Below are 16,469 nucleotides of genomic sequence, written 5' to 3'. Positions count from 1 at the left end.
GTCAGGACGCGGGCGCCTCGCTGACGGAGAGGTCGCCGTCGGGCTCGCCGTCGCCGTCCCGCTCCTCGCCCTCGGCCTCGTTCGGGGCCTCGACGTCGGTCTCGGGCTGGCGCCGCCGGCGCCGCAGCAGCACGAACCGGCTGCGCCCGCCGGACGGCTGACGCTCCTCCTCGACCGGCTCCACGGACGCGCCGGGGTGCCGGGCGGCCTCGAGGACCGCGATGTCGATCGGGAGCATCGCCTCGCCGCGGGCGTACTCCAGCGGGACGTCCTCCGCCGGCGCGAGGTCGAGCGCGGCGAGCACCGTCGGCAGCACCACCGACGCCATCCGGTGGTAGCCGGCGGCGGAGGGGTGGAACCGGTCGGGGCCGAAGAGCAGGTCGGAGAGGCGGCTGAACTCGGAGGCCAGGATCGAGGCCAGCGCCACGGTCCGGCCCCCGTGCTCGAGCACGCAGGTCGCCTGTGCGGCGGCCAGCCGGCGCGACCACACCCGGGCCACCTGCTTCAGGGGCGGGGCGAGCGGCTCGATGGTCCCGAGGTCGGGGCAGGTGCCGACGACCACCTCGACGCCGGCGTCGCGCAGCCGCCGGACCGCCTGGCCGAGCAGCCGCACCGACGTCTTGATCGTCACCGAGTGGGTGACGTCGTTGGCGCCGATGAAGATCACCGCGACGTGCGGCTCGGTCGGCAGCACCTGGTCGATCTGCCCCTGGAGGTCCTTGGTCTGCGCACCGACCTTGGCCGCGGAGTGGAGGTAGACCCGCCGGTCCGCCGCCTCCGCGACGCCGGACGCGATCGTGGCCCCGGGGGTCTCCTCGACGTCCTCGACGCCGTAGCCGGCCGCCGAGGAGTCGCCGAGCAGCGCGATCTTGAGGGCCGGCCCGGGGCGGCCGTGGCCGTACCACCCGGACGCGGGGGGCGGGTCGCCCTCGGCGTTCCCGATGGTGCGCCGGGCGAGCTGGGCCTCCGCGACGAGGAGCCCCCACAAGGATCCGCCCAGCACCGAGAGACCGCCCCCGCCCAACGCGGCGGCAGCGGCCATCCTGCGAGCGACGGTCCCCAGCGACCCCACCGGGTCCGAGGACCTGGAGGTCCCGATCGGCACGGTGTCACCATACAAACGGTGCTGTCAGTTCCGGTCAGCGCGGTCGGAGAACCCCCGATTAACGCTCAGCGGCCTTTTCGGCATAGACTCGTCAGTCGGCCCAACGTGGGTCTGCTGTGCGCTGCCTCGCGGCTGCCCGTCCAGGGCGCTCGATCGAGCGTCCCGGGTCCGGGATGAGGTGCGCGGAGCGGCTTCACGAGGTCCACCCGGGTGTCCGGCGTCGTACGACGCGGGGTGCTCGGGGCGGTTCGCGGGCCACCCGGTGGAACAGACGATACGACGGATTGCGGAGGACATGCCGAAGAAGGAAGGCGTCATCGAGATCGAGGGCACGATCGTCGAGGCTCTCCCGAACGCGATGTTCCGGGTCGAGCTGAGCAACGGTCACAAGGTCCTCGCTCACATCAGCGGCAAGATGCGGCAGCACTACATCCGCATCCTTCCTCAGGACCGCGTCGTGGTGGAGCTCTCTCCCTACGACCTCACCCGCGGTCGCATCGTCTACCGGTACAAGTGACACCCCTGCCCTGAGCGGGCGGGGACCAGCCGACACATCTGAAAGGCCTCCTCATGAAGGTCAAGCCGAGCGTCAAGCCGATCTGTGACAAGTGCAAGGTGATCCGTCGCCACGGCCGCGTCATGGTGATCTGCGAGAACCCTCGCCACAAGCAGCGTCAGGGCTAGCTCGATCGGCTCCGGCTCCCCGGCGCCGTACAACTGAACAACTTCCACACGTCGTGATCGCTCACCACCGCTGAGGTGGTGTCACCCCCGGTCTGGAGGCCGGGGCCCGGGCGGACCAGCAGGGTCTCCCGGGGCGCGACACGACCCGAAACCTCCAGGACAACGAAGGGACACGCCACTCATGGCACGCCTCGTCGGTGTCGACCTCCCGCGCGACAAGCGCATCGAGGTCGCACTCACGTACATCTACGGCATCGGCCGTACCCGCGCCCAGCAGCTGCTCGCCGACACCGGCGTCAGCCCGGACCTCCGGGTCCACCAGCTGGGCGACGAGGAGCTGGTGAGGCTCCGCGACGCGATCGAGTCGAACTACAAGATCGAGGGTGACCTCCGCCGCGAGGTCCAGGCCGACATCCGGCGCAAGATCGAGATCGGCAGCTACCAGGGCCGTCGGCACCGGATGAACCTCCCGGTCCGTGGTCAGCGGACCAAGACCAACGCGCGCACCCGCAAGGGCCCCAAGCGCACCGTCGCCGGCAAGAAGAAGGCCAAGTGACCCTCGGTCCCCGACCGGTCACGAGCCCTCTGCCTCTCACCAGAACTTCGTAGGAGAACCACATGCCTCCCAAGAGCCGTCAGGCTGCCGGCGCCAAGAAGGTGCGCCGCAAGGAGAAGAAGAACATCGCTCAGGGCGAAGCCCACATCAAGAGCACGTTCAACAACACGATCGTCACGATCACCGACCCCACCGGGGCCGTGGTCTCGTGGGCCTCGGCCGGCACCGTCGGCTTCAAGGGCTCGCGCAAGTCCACCCCGTTCGCCGCGCAGATGGCCGCCGAGGCGGCGGGTCGTCGGGCGATGGAGCACGGCATGAAGAAGATCGACGTCTTCGTGAAGGGCCCGGGCTCGGGCCGCGAGACGGCGATCCGCTCGCTGGGTGCGATCGGCCTCGAGGTCGGCACCATCCAGGACGTGACCCCCACCCCGCACAACGGATGCCGGCCGCCCAAGCGGCGTCGCGTCTGACCCGTCGATCGAAGCTAGGAGACTTTGAACCATGGCCCGCTACACCGGCCCCATGACCAAGAAGTCGCGTCGACTGGGTGTTGACCTCGTCGGTGGCGACATGGCGTTCGAGCGCCGCCCCTTCCCGCCCGGCCAGCACGGCCGCGGCCGGAGCAAGGAGTCGGAGTACCTGCTCCAGCTCCGCGAGAAGCAGAAGGCCCGTTACACCTACGGGATCCTCGAGAAGCAGTTCGCGCGGTACTACAAGGAGGCGTCGCGGCGTCCCGGCAAGACCGGTGACAACCTGCTCCAGCTCCTCGAGTGCCGGCTGGACAACGTGGTCTACCGCGCCGGGTTCGCCCGCACGCGTCGCCACGCTCGCCAGCTGGTCACCCACGGCCACTTCCTGGTCAACGGCCAGAAGGTGAACATCCCGTCCTTCCAGGTCTCGCAGTACGACGTCATCGACGTCCGCGAGAAGTCGCTGGAGATGACGCCGTTCATCGTGGCCCGCGAGACCTTCGGCGAGCGCGTCGTCCCCGGCTGGATGGACGTCGTCCCGAGCCGGATGCGCATCCTGATCCACCAGCTCCCCGTCCGGGCCCAGATCGAGATCCCGGTCCAGGAGCAGCTCATCGTCGAGTTCTACTCGAAGAAGTGATTGCCGACCGGTGGTCGCAGCCGCGGCCACCGGTCTCACCACCCCCATGGTCGGGACCCTCAAATAGCGGTCGGTCCCGGGAAGGAACACACAGTGCTCATCGCACAGCGCCCCACCCTCTCCGAGGAGGTCGTCGACGACTTCCGCTCCCGGTTCGTCATCGAGCCGCTGGAGCCGGGCTTCGGCTACACCCTCGGCAACTCCCTCCGCCGTACCCTCCTCTCGTCGATCCCCGGTGCGTCGGTCACCAGCATCAAGATCGACGGTGTCCTCCACGAGTTCTCGACGATCGAGGGCGTCAAGGAGGACGTCACCGAGATCATCCTGAACCTCAAGGACCTGGTCGTCTCCTCCGAGCACGACGAGCCGGTCACGATGTACCTGCGCAAGCAGGGCCCCGGTGAGGTCACCGGCGCCGACATCGCGCCCCCGGCCGGCGTCGAGGTGCACACCCCCGACCTGCGGATCGCCACCCTCAACGAGACCGGTCGCCTCGAGATGGAGCTGGTCGTCGAGCGCGGCCGCGGCTACGTCTCCGCGGCGCAGAACAAGGGCGCGGACAACGAGATCGGCCGGATGCCGGTCGACTCGATCTACAGCCCGGTCCTCAAGGTGACCTACAAGGTCGAGGCCACCCGAGTCGAGCAGCGCACCGACTTCGACAAGCTGATCATCGACGTCGAGACCAAGCGCTCGATGAAGCCGCGTGACGCCCTCGCCTCGGCCGGCAAGACCCTGGTCGAGCTGTTCGGGCTGGCCCGCGAGCTCAACGTCGAGGCCGAGGGCATCGACATCGGTCCGTCCCCGGTCGACGAGCAGCTCGCCGCCGACCTGGCGCTGCCGGTGGAGGACCTCAACCTCACCGTCCGCTCGTACAACTGCCTCAAGCGCGAGGGCATCCACACCGTGGGTGAGCTCATCAGCCGCTCGGAGCAGGACCTGCTCGACATCCGGAACTTCGGCGCCAAGTCGATCGACGAGGTCAAGCTGAAGCTCCACGAGATGGGGCTGTCGCTCAAGGACAGCGCGCCGGGCTTCGACCCGTCGCTGGCCCTCGCGGCGTACGACGACGACGACGACTCGTTCGTCGAGGACGAGCAGTACTGATCACCCACTACCCGGGTACCTGACACGGCCCGGGAGGAACGAGAAGCAGAATGCCTACCCCCAAGAAGGGCGCCCGCCTCGGCGGCAGCCCGGCCCACCAGCGGCTGATCCTCAGCAACCTGGCGACGTCGCTGTTCGAGCACGGGCGGATCACCACCACCGAGGCGAAGGCGCGCATGCTGCGCCCCGTCGCGGAGCGGCTGATCACCAAGGCGAAGAAGGGCGACCTGCACAACCGTCGCCTCGTCCTGCGCACGATCCGTGACAAGGGTGTCGTGCACACCCTCTTCACCGAGATCGCGCCGCAGTTCGCCGAGCGTCCGGGCGGCTACACCCGGATCACCAAGATCGGTCCGCGCAAGGGCGACAACGCCCCCATGGCGGTCATCGAGCTGGTGACCGAGCCGTACCAGCCCAAGCAGCGCTCGAAGGCGGACCGCCCCGCGGCCGCTGCCACCGAGACGCCGGCCGCGCCGGTCGTCGAGGAGGAGGTCGCCGAGGACACCACCGCGGAGGACGTGCTCGTCGAGCAGGTCGCCGCGGACGAGGTCGCCGAGGAGGGTGACGCCACCGAGGCCGCGGCCGAGGACGCCCCCGCCGAGGAGACTGGCACCGCCGACGACGCTGCCGAGGCCGGCGAGGCCGGCGAGGACGCCGACAAGGCCTGACCTCCGCCCGACCGGCACGCCGGTCGACCCGCACCACCGAGAGGCCCGTCACCCGTCAGGGTGCGGGCCTCTCGTCATGCCGACCCGTCAGGGGGACTGCGCGATGTCCAGGCGAAGGAGCCGGGCGGTGAGGTCGACGACGGGGCCGAGGAGCAGGATCACGGCCACCGTCCCCGGGCCGATCGGGGCGCCGAGCGCCCAGCCGGCCAGCGCGCCGCCGCCCTGGACGACGCTGTAGCTCCACCTGAAGGGCACCGGCGGGTCCCAGGCGAGGGCCGGGGCCTCGGCGGGGCCGGCGCCGAGGTGGGTGCCGAGGTACAGCGCGATCCCGGTCGCGAGCACCGGGAACGCCACCAGCACCATCAGGATGCGGAGCCAGAGCGCGTCAGGCTCGTCGAGGAGCCGGAGCCCGACGTCCGCGACCGCGCCGACGACGACGATCTGCGTGAGCGTCCCGACGCCCGGGCGGAGGCCGCGGAGCCAGGCCACGCCGACGAACGTCGCGGCGACGATGGCGTTGGCCAGGACGAACGCCATCCCGCTCGCCTCGGCGACCCCGGTGACGATCGTGGAGAAGCCGTCCGAGCCGAGCGCGGGGGTCAGCAGCAGCGCCACCCCGACGCCGAGCACGGCGCAGCCGAGGACGAGCTGGACGAGCCGTCGGGGGGTCACGGTGAGCGACCCTACGATGGGCGCCGTGTCCCGCACCGAGCCGCCCTGCACCCGCCTGCGGCTCGACCTGTCGTACGACGGGACCGGGTTCCACGGGTGGGCCGCGCAGCCGGGGCTCCGCACGGTCCAGGGCGAGCTCGAGCGCGCCCTGGCGACCGTCCTCCGCGTCGACGCGGTGCCGGTGACCTGTGCCGGCCGGACGGACACCGGCGTGCACGCCCGGGGCCAGGTCGTCCACCTCGACGTCGACGAGGAGCGGCTCGTGCAGGGCGCCGGCCGCAGCGCCGACCCGCCCGAGCAGGTGCTCCTGCGGCGGCTCAACGGCGTCCTGGACGGCGACGTGCGGATCCGGCGCGCCACGAGGGCGCCGGAGGGGTTCGACGCCCGGTTCTCGCCGCTGTGGCGGCGGTACGTCTACCGCGTCGCCGACCGGCCGGAGGCCGTGGACCCGCTGGTCCGGGGTCACGTCCTGACCTGGTCTCGCCCCCTCGACGACGCGGCGATGAACGACGCCGCCTCCGCCCTCCTCGGCGAGCACGACTTCGCGGCGTACTGCCGGCGGCGCGAGGGGGCGACCACCGTCCGCACCCTGCTCGAGCTCCGCTGGGACCGCTCGCCGGAAGGCGTCGCGCAGGCGACGGTGCGCGCCGACGCGTTCTGCCACAACATGGTCCGCGCGCTGGTCGGGTCGATGCTCGCCGTCGGCGAGGGACGTCGTACGACGGGGTGGCCGGCCGAGGTCCTCCACGCCGGCGTGCGCGACCCCGCGGTGCTCGTCGTGCCGCCGCACGGGCTGACCCTCGAGCAGGTCGCGTACCCGCCGGACGACGAGGTGGCCGCGCGGGCGGGCGAGACCCGGCGGACCCGGACGGTGGCAGGCGGGCCGAGCGGTGGATGAGCACTACTTCACCGCCGACCCCTCGGTGCCGTTCAAGCGGCTGCCGCTGCGGGCGGAGGTCTGGGGGCGTTCCCTGGAGCTCGTCTCGGGCTCGGGCGTCTTCTCCCAGGGGCGGCTCGACCCGGGGACCGCGGTCCTGTTCCGGGAGACCGAGCCGCCGGTGACCGACGGGCCGCTGCTCGACCTCGGCTGCGGCTACGGCGTGCTGGCGACCGCGCTCGCGCTGGAGTGCCCGGCGGCCGAGGTCTGGGCGGTCGACGTCAACGAGCGGGCCCTGCTGCTCGCCGCCGAGAACGCCGCCGCCCACGGGGTCGACGACCGCGTCCGCACGGCCTTGCCCGGGGCCGTGCCGGACGGGCTGCGCTTCGCCGAGCTCTGGTCGAACCCGCCGATCCGGATCGGCAAGGAGGCGCTGCACACGCTGCTGCGCACCTGGCTGCCCCGGCTGGCCCCCGGGGGCCGCGCGGTCATGGTGGTCGGGAAGAACCTCGGCGCCGACTCGCTGCAGCGGTGGCTGACCGACGAGGGCTGGCCGACGACACGGCTGGCGAGCGCCAAGGGATTCCGGGTGCTGGAAAGCCGGGCGGTGGGGTAAGGAGGAGCCATGCCTGCGTCGTACACGCCCGCCCCCGACCGCTACGAGTCGATGGAGTACCGCTTCTGCGGTCGGAGCGGCCTGAAGCTCCCGGTGATCTCCCTCGGTCTGTGGCAGAACTTCGGCGACGACCGCCCCGAGGAGGTGCAGCGGAGCATCCTGCGGCGCGCGTTCGACCGCGGGATCACCCACTTCGACCTCGCGAACAACTACGGACCGCCGTACGGCCGGGCGGAGGAGAACTTCGGGAGGTACCTCCGCGAGGACTTCGCCGGGCTCCGCGACCAGCTGGTGATCTCCACCAAGGCCGGGTGGGACATGTGGCCCGGCCCGTACGGCTACGGCGGCGGCTCCCGCAAGCACATGCTCGCCTCGCTCGACCAGTCGCTGCGGCGGATGGGGCTCGACTTCGTCGACATCTACTACCACCACCGCGCCGACCCGGAGACGCCGCTGGAGGAGACGATGACGGCGCTCGACCACGTGGTCCGCAGCGGCAAGGCGACGTACGTCGGGCTGTCGTCGTACTCCGCGAAGAGGACCGCCGAGGCCGCCCGCATCGCCCGCGACCTCGGCACCCCGCTGCTGATCCACCAGCCGTCGTACTCGATGCTCAACCGGTGGATCGAGGAGGAGCTCCTCGACACCCTCGAGGACGAGGGGATGGGGTGCATCGCCTTCACCGCGCTCGCCCAGGGGCTGCTCACCGACCGCTACCTCGGCGGCGTCCCGGAGGACTCGCGGGCGGCGCGCGAGGGCAGCACGCTCCCGAAGGAGCACCTGTCGGAGCAGGTGCTGTCGAACGTCCGGGCGCTGAACGAGATCGCGCGGTCCCGCGGCCAGAAGCTCGCCCAGATGGCGCTGCAGTGGGCGCTGCGCGACCCGCGCATGACCTCGGTGGTGATCGGGGCCTCGTCGGTCGAGCAGCTCGACATGAACCTCGACGCGCTCGACGGGCCGGCCTTCACCGACAGCGAGCTGGCGGACATCGACCAGCACGCCGTGGACTCCGGGATCAACCTCTGGGCGAGGCAGACGACGGACTGAGGTAGGAGTACCTGACGCGCCAAGGTGCGGTGGGTACAAGATGACCCCATGACCAAGTACGTCTACGACTTCTCCGAGGGCAGCAAGGACCAGAAGGACCTGCTCGGCGGCAAGGGGGCGAACCTCGCCGAGATGAGCAACATGGGGCTCCCGGTCCCCCCTGGTTTCACCATCAGCACGGAGGCGTGCCGGGCGTACCTCGGGTCCGCGGGTGAGGGGCAGCCCGGCACCATGCCGGAAGGGCTCGAGGAGGAGGTCACCGAGCACCTCGAGGCCCTCGAGCAGGCGATGGGGCGGAAGCTCGGCGAGCCGGACGACCCGCTGCTGGTCTCGGTGCGCTCGGGCGCGAAGTTCTCGATGCCCGGGATGATGGAGACCGTCCTCAACGTCGGGCTCAACGACCGCTCCGTCGAAGGCCTGGCCAAGCAGGCCGGCGACGAGCGCTTCGCCTGGGACTCCTACCGTCGGCTGCTGGCGATGTTCGGCAAGACCGTCCTCGGCATCGACGGTGAGCTGTTCGAGGGCGCCCTCGACGGGCTGAAGGAGGAGGTCGGAGCGGAGAGCGACCTCGACCTCGACGCCGAGCGGCTGCGTGCACTGGTCGAGACCTACAAGGGGATCATCGAGGAGCAGTGCGGCGAACCGTTCCCGCAGGACCCCCGCGCGCAGCTCGACCAGGCGGTCGCCGCGGTCTTCGACTCCTGGAACACCGAGCGCGCCGTCCTCTACCGCCGGCAGGAGCGGATCCCCGGCGACCTCGGCACCGCGGTCAACGTCTGCTCGATGGTGTTCGGCAACTGCGGCATGGACTCCGGGACGGGGGTCGCCTTCACCCGTGACCCGGCCTCCGGCGCCCAGGGCGTCTACGGCGACTACCTGCAGAACGCGCAGGGCGAGGACGTCGTCGCGGGCATCCGCAACACCGTCCCGCTGGCGGAACTGGAGAAGCTCGACAAGAAGTCGTACGACGAGCTGATGGAGATCATGCAGCGGCTCGAGGAGCACTACCGCGACCTCTGCGACATCGAGTTCACCGTCGAGCGCGGCAAGCTGTGGATGCTCCAGACCCGGGTCGGGAAGCGTACGCCGGCCGCGGCGTTCCGGATCGCGGTGCAGCTCGCCGACCAGGGGCTGATCACCATGGACGAGGCCCTCGAGCGCGTCACCGGTGCCCAGCTCGCGCAGCTGATGTTCCCGCAGTTCGACCCGAAGGCCGAGCGGAAGCTGCTGGCCAAGGGGATGAACGCCTCCCCGGGCGCGGCCGTCGGCAAGGCCGTCTTCGACTCGGCGACCGCCGTCGAGTGGGCCGAGCGCGGCGAGCAGGTGATCCTGGTCCGCCGCGAGACCAACCCCGACGACTTGCACGGCATGGTGGTCGCCGCCGGGATCCTCACCTCCCGCGGCGGCAAGACCAGCCACGCCGCCGTGGTCGCCCGCGGGATGGGGCGCACCTGCGTCTGCGGCGCCGACGACCTCGACGTCGACGTCCGGGTCGGGGAGTTCCGCACCCCGGACGGCACCGAGGTCCACGAGGGCGACGTCATCTCGATCGACGGCACCACCGGCGAGGTCTTCCTCGGCGACGTGCCGGTGATCGACTCCAAGGTGGTCCGCTGGTTCGAGGGGGACGAGGACGCCGCGGACGACGAGCTGGTCGCCGCGGTCGCCAGGATCATGGAGCACGCCGACGCCGCGCGCCGGCTCGGCGTACGGGCCAACGCGGACACCCCCGGTGACGCCGCGCGCTCCCGCCGGTTCGGCGCCCAGGGGATCGGGCTGTGCCGCACCGAGCACATGTTCCTCGGCGACCGCCGGGAGCTCGTCGAGCGGCTGATCCTGGCCGACTCCGACGAGGAGCAGGAGGCGGCGCTCTCCGCCCTGCTCCCGCTGCAGCGTCAGGACTTCGAGGAGATCCTCGAGGCGATGGACGGGCTGCCGGTGACGATCCGGCTGATCGACCCGCCGCTGCACGAGTTCCTCCCCGGCTTCACCGAGCTGTCGATGAAGGTGGCGGTCGCCGAGGCGGCCGGCAAGCCCAGCAAGCGCGACGTGCGGCTGCTCGCCGCGGTCCGCCGGATGCACGAGGAGAACCCGATGCTCGGGCTCCGCGGCGTCCGGCTCGGCGTGGTCATCCCGGGGCTCTTCACGATGCAGGCCCGCGCGATCCTCGAGGCGGCGGCCGCGCGGATCAAGGCCGGCGGCGACCCGTGCCCGGAGATCATGATCCCGCTGGTCGCGACCGTGCAGGAGCTGGAGCTGGTGAAGGCCGACGTGGTCGAGGTGGCCGGCGCCGTCGAGGACGAGCAGGGGGTGAAGATCCCCTTCAAGGTCGGCACGATGATCGAGCTGCCGAGGGCCGCGATGACCGCGGACGAGATCGCGGAGTCGGCGGAGTTCTTCTCGTTCGGCACCAACGACCTCACCCAGATGACGTGGGGGTTCTCGCGCGACGACGTCGAGGCGGCGTTCTTCTCGACGTACCTCGAGAAGGGGATCTTCGGGGTGTCTCCTTTCGAGACCCTCGACCGCCAGGGGGTCGGTGCGTTGGTGCGGGTCGCGGCCGAGCGTGGCCGCCGCACCCGGCCCGACCTGCACCTCGGTGTGTGCGGCGAGCACGGGGGAGACCCGGACTCGATCCACTTCTTCGAGGAGGTCGGGCTGGACTACGTCTCCTGCTCGCCGTTCCGCGTGCCGGTCGCCCGCCTCGAGGCCGGGCGGGCCGCGGCAGCCGCCAAGGCCGACTGACGGGGGAGGCCCGGCCGTCAGAGGAAGGCGGTCGGGTCGAACTCGTCGATGGGGATGATCCGGACCCGCGGCAGCCGCTCCTTGAAGGCGCGGACGTCGTACTCGAGGTCGAACGGCTCGAGCCCCCGCTCGATGAGCTCGGTGAAGCCGTGGTTGCGGAACTCGACGAACCCGACGACCCCGACCCGCCGATCCTCGTCGTCCAGGAGCGTGCCGACCTCGGTGATGAAGTCGCCGTCGTTGCTGACCAGCATCACGTCGGCGTCGCGGCGGGCGAGCTCGGTGAGGGTCCGCTGGATCGCGATGTCGACGACCTTCTCGTGCGGTGCCCCCGACAGCGGGATCGGCCGGTAGTCCAGCGCCAGCAGTGCCTGGACGAACGCCATCGGCAGCTCGTTGTTGGCGGCGAGGTAGAACAGCCCGGTGACCGGCTGCCCCCAGGCCTCCTGGACGAACTGCAGGAGCCGGTCCCAGCGCGGCCGCTCCTCCGACCGCGGGCGACGGCCGAGGATCGAGCCGCCGAGGGTGGCGTCGATGTTCTCGCCGTCGACGAGGACGTACGTCGTGCGCGGTGACGTCAGTGCGTGTTCCCCGTCCATCCTCGGAGACTAGTCCCGGCGGGAGGGAAATGCGTTCGACCTGCGGGCAGGGCGAGATGGAGGATGACCCCTCGTGGGCCACGTGGACGTCGCGAACGTGCGGTACGAGCTCCCGGACGGCCGGGTGCTCCTCGACGACGTCTCGTTCCGGGTCGGGGAGGGCGCGAAGGTCGCCCTGGTCGGCGCCAACGGCGCCGGCAAGACCACCCTGCTGCGCATCGTCACCGGCGAGCTCGCCCCGCACGCCGGCACGGTGACCCGCTCCGGCGGGCTCGGCGTCATGCGCCAGATGGTCTCGACGGGCTCGACCAACGGGAGAGCTCCGACCACCGTCCACGAGCTGCTGCTGTCGGTGTCGCCGCCGCGCGCCCGCGCCGCCGCGACGGAGGTCGAGCGGTGCGAGCTGGCGCTGATGGAGACCGACGACGAGGCCACCCAGATGCGGTACGCCGCCGCGCTGGCCGAGTGGGGCGACGCCGGCGGCTACGACCTCGAGGTCACCTGGGACGTGGTGTGCACCGCGGCCCTCGGGGCGCCGTACGAGCGGGTGAAGTACCGCGACCTGGCCACGCTGTCCGGGGGCGAGCAGAAGCGGCTGGTCCTGGAGTTCCTCCTCGACGGCCCCGACGAGGTGCTCCTCCTCGACGAGCCGGACAACTTCCTCGACGTCCCCGGCAAGCAGTGGCTGGAGCGCCGGGTCCGCGAGTCGCCAAAGACGATCCTCTACGTCAGCCACGACCGCGAGCTGCTCGCCAACACCGCGACCCGCGTCGTCACCGTGGAGCTGGGTGCGGCCGGCAACACCGTCTGGACCCACCCGGGCGGCTTCGCCTCCTACCATCAGGCGCGGCGCGACCGGTTCGCCCGGTTCGAGGAGCTGCGCCGCCGCTGGGACGAGGAGCACGAGAAGCTGAAGGCGCTGGTGCAGCGCTACAAGATCAAGGCTGCCTACAACGACGGCCTGGCCTCGCAGTACAAGGCAGCGCAGACCCGGCTGCGGAAGTTCGAGGAGGCCGGTCCGCCGACAGGTCAGCCGCGTGAGCAGCAGGTGCGGATGCGGCTCAAGGGCGGCCGCACCGGCAAGCGGGCGGTCGTCTGCGAGCAGCTCGAGCTGACCGGGCTGATGAAGCCGTTCGACCTCGAGGTCTGGTACGGCGAGCGGGTGGCCGTCCTGGGCTCCAACGGCTCAGGGAAGTCGCACTTCCTCCGGCTGCTCGCCGCGGGCGGGTCGGACCCCGACGTGGAGCACCGGCCGGTGGGGGAGCTGGCCGTCGAGCCGGTCCGGCACACGGGCCGCGCGCGGCTCGGGGCCCGCGTGCGGCCCGGCTGGTTCGTCCAGACCCACGCTCACCCGGAGCTGGCCGGCCGGACGCTGCTCGAGGTGCTGCACCGTGGCGACGCGCACCGCGACGGGATGCCGCGGGAGCAGGCGTCACGGGCGCTCGACCGCTACGAGCTCGCGCACGCCGCCGAGCAGCGGTTCGAGTCGCTCTCCGGCGGCCAGCAGGCGAGGTTCCAGATCCTCCTGCTCGAGCTGTCGGGGGCGACGCTGCTCCTCCTCGACGAGCCCACCGACAACCTCGACGTGGAGTCCGCCGAGGCGCTGGAGGAGGGGCTCGAGGCGTTCGAGGGGACCGTCGTCGCGGTCACCCACGACCGGTGGTTCGCCCGCGGCTTCGACCGGTTCCTCGTCTACGGCGCGGACGGCTCGGTCTACGAGTCGACCGAGCCGGTCTGGGACGAGGGGCGGGTCGAGCGGGTCCGCTGACCAGCGGGGACGGCGGACGGACCGGACGGGAAGGCCGCAGGGCAGCAGGAGCGGCCCCGTGCACGCCCCCCGCGTGGCACGGGCCCTGGGAGGCACCCACCGCCGCCCTGCGACCGGCTCGGGACGGTCAGTCGCCGCGGCGCTGGCGCGGGACGATGACCGAGCGGCCGCGGGAGCGGCGGACGGCGAACTCGTCGTCGTCGAGGAACTTGCGGGTCGGGCGGCGGCGAGCGGAGCGCTGGGTGCGCTCCACCCAGGCACCGAGAGGATGCGGGCTGTTCATGCCAGGGAAGGAGCCGTGCGGCCCTTCCCTGATACACCGGACCGGCCCACCGGTCCGGGCCGGTCAGGCCCAGCGCTCCTCGCGCGCGGTGAAGTCGAGCTGGTGCGCGCCGGTGTAGATCTGCTTCGGTCGGGCGATCTTCTGCTCCTTGTCCTGCACGAGCTCCGACCACTGCGCCAGCCACCCCGGCGTACGGCCGATCGCGAACAGCACGGTGAACATCTCCGGCGGGAACGAGAGCGCCTCGTAGATCAGCCCCGAGTAGAAGTCGACGTTGGGGTAGAGCTTGCGCTTGACGAAGTACTCGTCCTCGAGCGCGATCTTCTCCAGCTCCAGCGCGATCTCGAGCAGCGGGTTGACACCGGTGACCTCGAAGACGTCGTCGCAGGCCTTCTTGATGATCTTCGCCCGCGGGTCGTAGTTCTTGTAGACCCGGTGGCCGAACCCCATCAGCCGCTCGTTGCCGTCCTTCACGCCCTTGATGAAGTCGGGGATGTTCTCCTTGGTGCCGATGCGGCGCAGCATGCGGAGCACCGCCTCGTTGGCGCCGCCGTGCAGCGGGCCGTAGAGCGCGCCGATGCCGGCGGCGACCGCGGAGTAGGGGTCTACCTGGGTCGAGCCGACGGCCCGGACCGCGTTGGCCGAGGCGTTCTGCTCGTGGTCGGCGTGGAGGATGAACAGCACGTCGAGCGCCTTCGCGAGCCGCTCGTCGGCCTCGAACCGGTGCTCGCTCATCTTGAAGAGCATCGACAGGAAGTTCGCGGTGTAGGACAGGTCGTTGTCGGGGTAGACGAACGGCTTGCCCTGCGCGTGGCGGAACGACCAGGCGCCGAGGGTCGGCATCTTGGCGATCATCCGGACGATCTGGATGTGCCGGTTGTCGGGGTCCTTGATGTTGCTCGCGTCCGGGTAGAACGTCGACAGCGCCCCCACCGAGGCCATCAGCATCCCCATGGGGTGCGAGTCGTAGCGGAAGCCGTGCATGAAGCTCTTGACGTTCTCGTGCACGAACGTGTGGTACGTGATCTCGTGCACCCAGGCGTCGTACTGCTCGCGGGTGGGGAGCTCGCCGTGGATCAGCAGGTAGGCGACCTCGAGGAAGGTCGACTTCTCGGCCAGCTGCTCGATCGGGTAGCCGCGGTACTCCAGGATCCCCTTCTCGCCGTCGATGTAGGTGACGGCGCTGCGGCACGAGGCCGTGTTGGTGAAGCCGGGGTCGTAGACCGCCAGCCCGGGGGCTTCCTCGGAGGCCTTGATCTGCACCAGGTCGCCGGCGCGGATCGTCCCGTCGGTGATGGGCAGGTCGTACTTCTGACCGGTGCGGTTGTCCAGTACGGTGAGGGACTCGCTGGGGGTCTGCTGCTGGGCCTGGTCGGGCACGTCGGCTCCTGGGAGATCTTGGTGGATCGGCTCGGGCTTCCCGCCAACCTAGTCCCCTTGAGGAAACGGTGAGAAACCGCCCCTTGCCGGGGCCGTTTTGACCCTCTCGCGGCGCCCCGGTAGTCTTGACGGTCGCGGCTGCCCCCAGACGATCCCCGGGTGCTCACCCGTGCGTCCGGCGTGGCCCGCTGACGTCGCGCCGGTGGTCCGGAGCGGCCCGGCGACAACCCCGAACTTCGACGAAGAGGCAGTGAAGTGCGTACGTACAGCCCGAAGCCCGCTGACATCCAGCGTGAGTGGCACGTCATCGACGCGACCGACGTGGTCCTCGGCCGGCTGGCGGTGCAGACGGCGAACCTCCTGCGCGGCAAGCACAAGCCGACGTTCGCGCCGCACGTCGACGGTGGTGACTTCGTCATCATCGTCAACGCCCAGAAGGTCGCCCTCTCGGGCAACAAGCGGGTCAGCAAGCTCGCCTACCGCCACTCGGGCTACCCGGGCGGCCTGACCGCCACCGCCTTCGGCGACCTGCTCGAGAAGGACCCGCGCAAGGCCATCGAGAAGGCCGTGTGGGGGATGCTCCCGAAGAACCGCCTCGGTCGCCAGATGCTGAAGAAGCTCAAGGTGTACGGCGGCCCGGAGCACCCGCACCAGGCCCAGAAGGCCAAGCCGTTCGAGATCACCCAGATCTCCCAGTAAGCCACCCGCCCAGCAGCAGACCGATCGAGGAACCGTTTCGTGACTGACACGACCACCGAGCAGCAGGACGTCGAGGAGACCTACCAGGTCGACGAGCAGGGCGTCGCCTACACCTCCGAGAGCGCCGCCTCTGCGGACGCTCCCGCTCGTCCCGCGACGATCGCCCCGGCGTCGGCCACCGGCCGCCGCAAGGAGGCCGTCGCCCGCGTCCGCCTCGTCCCGGGCACCGGTCAGTGGACGGTCAACGGCCGCACCCTCGACTCGTACTTCCCGAACAAGCTGCACCAGCAGGTCGTGAACGAGCCGTTCGTCACCACCGACCTCGTCGGCCGGTTCGACGTCATCGCCCGCATCCACGGCGGCGGCATCACCGGCCAAGCCGGCGCGCTGCGGCTCGGCGTGGCCCGCGCGCTCAACGCGGTCGACGTCGAGGCGAACCGCCCCTCGCTGAAGAAGGCCGGGCTGCTGACCCGCGACGCGCGCGTCATCGAGCGCAAGAAGGCCGGTCTGAAGAAGGCCCGCAAGGCGCCGCAGTACAGCAAGCGCTGACGGT

19 protein-coding genes are annotated in these 16,469 nt (G+C 71.0%); 14 read left to right on the top strand and 5 right to left on the bottom strand.

Features of this window, described 5'->3' with window-relative positions:
- Position 1 precedes the first annotated feature (1 nt).
- Entirely contained in the window at positions 2 to 1,105 is a 1,104-nt protein-coding gene (locus tag FIP57_RS02180) for an SGNH/GDSL hydrolase family protein (protein WP_238993215.1), read from the bottom strand.
- A gap of 295 nt (positions 1,106 to 1,400) precedes the next feature.
- Between FIP57_RS02180 and infA the strand changes: the two genes are divergently transcribed.
- The 7 genes from infA to rplQ all read left to right on the top strand — a co-directional run bounded on the left by infA (position 1,401) and on the right by rplQ (position 5,230).
- On the top strand, positions 1,401 to 1,622 hold the full coding sequence (gene infA, locus FIP57_RS02175; RefSeq protein WP_148571481.1) for a translation initiation factor IF-1: 222 nt from the start codon (positions 1,401 to 1,403) through the stop codon (positions 1,620 to 1,622).
- Positions 1,623 to 1,675: 53 nt separating this feature from the next.
- A complete protein-coding gene (rpmJ, locus tag FIP57_RS02170) occupies positions 1,676 to 1,789 on the top strand; it encodes a 50S ribosomal protein L36 (RefSeq protein ID WP_011757308.1) in 114 nt (37 codons plus the stop codon).
- Positions 1,790 to 1,970: 181 nt separating this feature from the next.
- Positions 1,971 to 2,345, top strand: coding sequence for a 30S ribosomal protein S13 (gene rpsM, locus FIP57_RS02165; protein ID WP_148571479.1), 375 nt, complete (start codon positions 1,971 to 1,973; stop codon positions 2,343 to 2,345).
- Positions 2,346 to 2,407: 62 nt separating this feature from the next.
- Positions 2,408 to 2,815: a 30S ribosomal protein S11 gene (rpsK, locus tag FIP57_RS02160; RefSeq protein WP_148571477.1), complete on the top strand. Its 408-nt coding sequence runs from the start codon at positions 2,408 to 2,410 to the stop codon at positions 2,813 to 2,815.
- Positions 2,816 to 2,846: 31 nt separating this feature from the next.
- Positions 2,847 to 3,455 (top strand): 30S ribosomal protein S4, encoded by a 609-nt coding sequence (rpsD, locus tag FIP57_RS02155; protein ID WP_148571474.1) that lies wholly within the window; start codon positions 2,847 to 2,849, stop codon positions 3,453 to 3,455.
- A 93-nt stretch (positions 3,456 to 3,548) separates the two neighbouring features.
- Positions 3,549 to 4,562, top strand: a complete 1,014-nt coding sequence (locus FIP57_RS02150) for a DNA-directed RNA polymerase subunit alpha (RefSeq protein ID WP_148571472.1) — start codon at positions 3,549 to 3,551, stop codon at positions 4,560 to 4,562.
- Positions 4,563 to 4,612: 50 nt separating this feature from the next.
- Positions 4,613 to 5,230, top strand: coding sequence for a 50S ribosomal protein L17 (rplQ, locus tag FIP57_RS02145; protein ID WP_148571470.1), 618 nt, complete (start codon positions 4,613 to 4,615; stop codon positions 5,228 to 5,230).
- A gap of 87 nt (positions 5,231 to 5,317) precedes the next feature.
- Here the strand turns inward: rplQ and FIP57_RS02140 are convergent, their stop codons facing one another.
- Positions 5,318 to 5,902, bottom strand: coding sequence for a YczE/YyaS/YitT family protein (locus FIP57_RS02140; protein ID WP_148571468.1), 585 nt, complete (start codon positions 5,900 to 5,902; stop codon positions 5,318 to 5,320).
- 25 nt (positions 5,903 to 5,927) lie between these two features.
- Between FIP57_RS02140 and truA the strand changes: the two genes are divergently transcribed.
- From truA to ppdK, 4 genes are read left to right on the top strand one after another with little or no spacing between them, the layout of a single operon-like run.
- Positions 5,928 to 6,800, top strand: a complete 873-nt coding sequence (truA, locus tag FIP57_RS02135; protein ID WP_238993214.1) for a tRNA pseudouridine(38-40) synthase TruA — start codon at positions 5,928 to 5,930, stop codon at positions 6,798 to 6,800.
- Positions 6,793 to 7,395 carry a class I SAM-dependent methyltransferase gene (locus FIP57_RS02130; protein WP_148571465.1) on the top strand — a complete coding sequence of 201 codons (603 nt, stop codon included), beginning with the start codon at positions 6,793 to 6,795 and terminating at the stop codon, positions 7,393 to 7,395. The genes truA and FIP57_RS02130 overlap by 8 nt, the downstream gene beginning before the upstream one ends.
- Before the next feature lie 9 nt (positions 7,396 to 7,404).
- A complete protein-coding gene (mgrA, locus tag FIP57_RS02125) occupies positions 7,405 to 8,442 on the top strand; it encodes an L-glyceraldehyde 3-phosphate reductase (protein ID WP_148571463.1) in 1,038 nt (345 codons plus the stop codon).
- Positions 8,443 to 8,490: 48 nt separating this feature from the next.
- A complete protein-coding gene (gene ppdK / locus FIP57_RS02120; RefSeq protein WP_148571460.1) occupies positions 8,491 to 11,187 on the top strand; it encodes a pyruvate, phosphate dikinase in 2,697 nt (898 codons plus the stop codon).
- A gap of 17 nt (positions 11,188 to 11,204) precedes the next feature.
- On the opposite strand, the gene FIP57_RS02115 is transcribed toward ppdK, so the two are convergent.
- The gene (locus FIP57_RS02115; RefSeq protein WP_148571458.1) at positions 11,205 to 11,786 is read right to left on the bottom strand and encodes an NYN domain-containing protein; all 582 of its coding nucleotides are present in this window, start codon (positions 11,784 to 11,786) and stop codon (positions 11,205 to 11,207) included.
- 73 nt (positions 11,787 to 11,859) lie between these two features.
- Here FIP57_RS02115 and FIP57_RS02110 point away from each other — a divergent pair, with 73 nt between their 5' ends.
- Complete coding sequence (locus FIP57_RS02110; protein WP_148571455.1) at positions 11,860 to 13,554, top strand: ABC-F family ATP-binding cassette domain-containing protein; 1,695 nt, start codon at positions 11,860 to 11,862, stop codon at positions 13,552 to 13,554.
- Between the two features lie 127 nt (positions 13,555 to 13,681).
- Here FIP57_RS02110 and FIP57_RS23025 read toward each other — a convergent pair whose 3' ends face one another.
- Together FIP57_RS23025 and FIP57_RS02105 are read right to left on the bottom strand one after the other, a co-directional pair.
- Entirely contained in the window at positions 13,682 to 13,837 is a 156-nt protein-coding gene (locus FIP57_RS23025; protein WP_162529655.1) for a hypothetical protein, read from the bottom strand.
- A gap of 63 nt (positions 13,838 to 13,900) precedes the next feature.
- Entirely contained in the window at positions 13,901 to 15,217 is a 1,317-nt protein-coding gene (locus FIP57_RS02105) for a citrate synthase (protein WP_148571453.1), read from the bottom strand.
- 255 nt (positions 15,218 to 15,472) lie between these two features.
- Here FIP57_RS02105 and rplM point away from each other — a divergent pair, with 255 nt between their 5' ends.
- Complete coding sequence (gene rplM / locus FIP57_RS02100; protein ID WP_148571450.1) at positions 15,473 to 15,916, top strand: 50S ribosomal protein L13; 444 nt, start codon at positions 15,473 to 15,475, stop codon at positions 15,914 to 15,916.
- A gap of 39 nt (positions 15,917 to 15,955) precedes the next feature.
- Positions 15,956 to 16,465 (top strand): 30S ribosomal protein S9, encoded by a 510-nt coding sequence (rpsI, locus tag FIP57_RS02095; RefSeq protein ID WP_148571448.1) that lies wholly within the window; start codon positions 15,956 to 15,958, stop codon positions 16,463 to 16,465.
- Positions 16,466 to 16,469 lie beyond the last annotated feature (4 nt).

The organism is Nocardioides caldifontis, from assembly GCF_008087345.1.
In the GTDB taxonomy this organism is placed as follows: Bacteria; Actinomycetota; Actinomycetes; order Propionibacteriales; family Nocardioidaceae; genus Marmoricola_A; species Marmoricola_A caldifontis.
Note: the sequence above shows the minus strand (reverse complement) of the source record. Positions and strands in the feature narration are given on the sequence as shown.

What these genes read in the sequence shown, in the direction of transcription:
- FIP57_RS23025 (WP_162529655.1), bottom strand. Translation starts at nt 13,837, where the DNA reads ATGAACAGCCCGCATCCTCTCGGTGCCTGGGTGGAGCGCACCCAGCGC.
- rplQ (WP_148571470.1), top strand. Translation starts at nt 4,613, where the DNA reads ATGCCTACCCCCAAGAAGGGCGCCCGCCTCGGCGGCAGCCCGGCCCAC.
- mgrA (WP_148571463.1), top strand. Translation starts at nt 7,405, where the DNA reads ATGCCTGCGTCGTACACGCCCGCCCCCGACCGCTACGAGTCGATGGAG.
- FIP57_RS02115 (WP_148571458.1), bottom strand. Translation starts at nt 11,786, where the DNA reads ATGGACGGGGAACACGCACTGACGTCACCGCGCACGACGTACGTCCTC.
- rpsD (WP_148571474.1), top strand. Translation starts at nt 2,847, where the DNA reads ATGGCCCGCTACACCGGCCCCATGACCAAGAAGTCGCGTCGACTGGGT.
- rpsK (WP_148571477.1), top strand. Translation starts at nt 2,408, where the DNA reads ATGCCTCCCAAGAGCCGTCAGGCTGCCGGCGCCAAGAAGGTGCGCCGC.
- rpsM (WP_148571479.1), top strand. Translation starts at nt 1,971, where the DNA reads ATGGCACGCCTCGTCGGTGTCGACCTCCCGCGCGACAAGCGCATCGAG.
- ppdK (WP_148571460.1), top strand. Translation starts at nt 8,491, where the DNA reads ATGACCAAGTACGTCTACGACTTCTCCGAGGGCAGCAAGGACCAGAAG.
- rpmJ (WP_011757308.1), top strand. Translation starts at nt 1,676, where the DNA reads ATGAAGGTCAAGCCGAGCGTCAAGCCGATCTGTGACAAGTGCAAGGTG.
- infA (WP_148571481.1), top strand. Translation starts at nt 1,401, where the DNA reads ATGCCGAAGAAGGAAGGCGTCATCGAGATCGAGGGCACGATCGTCGAG.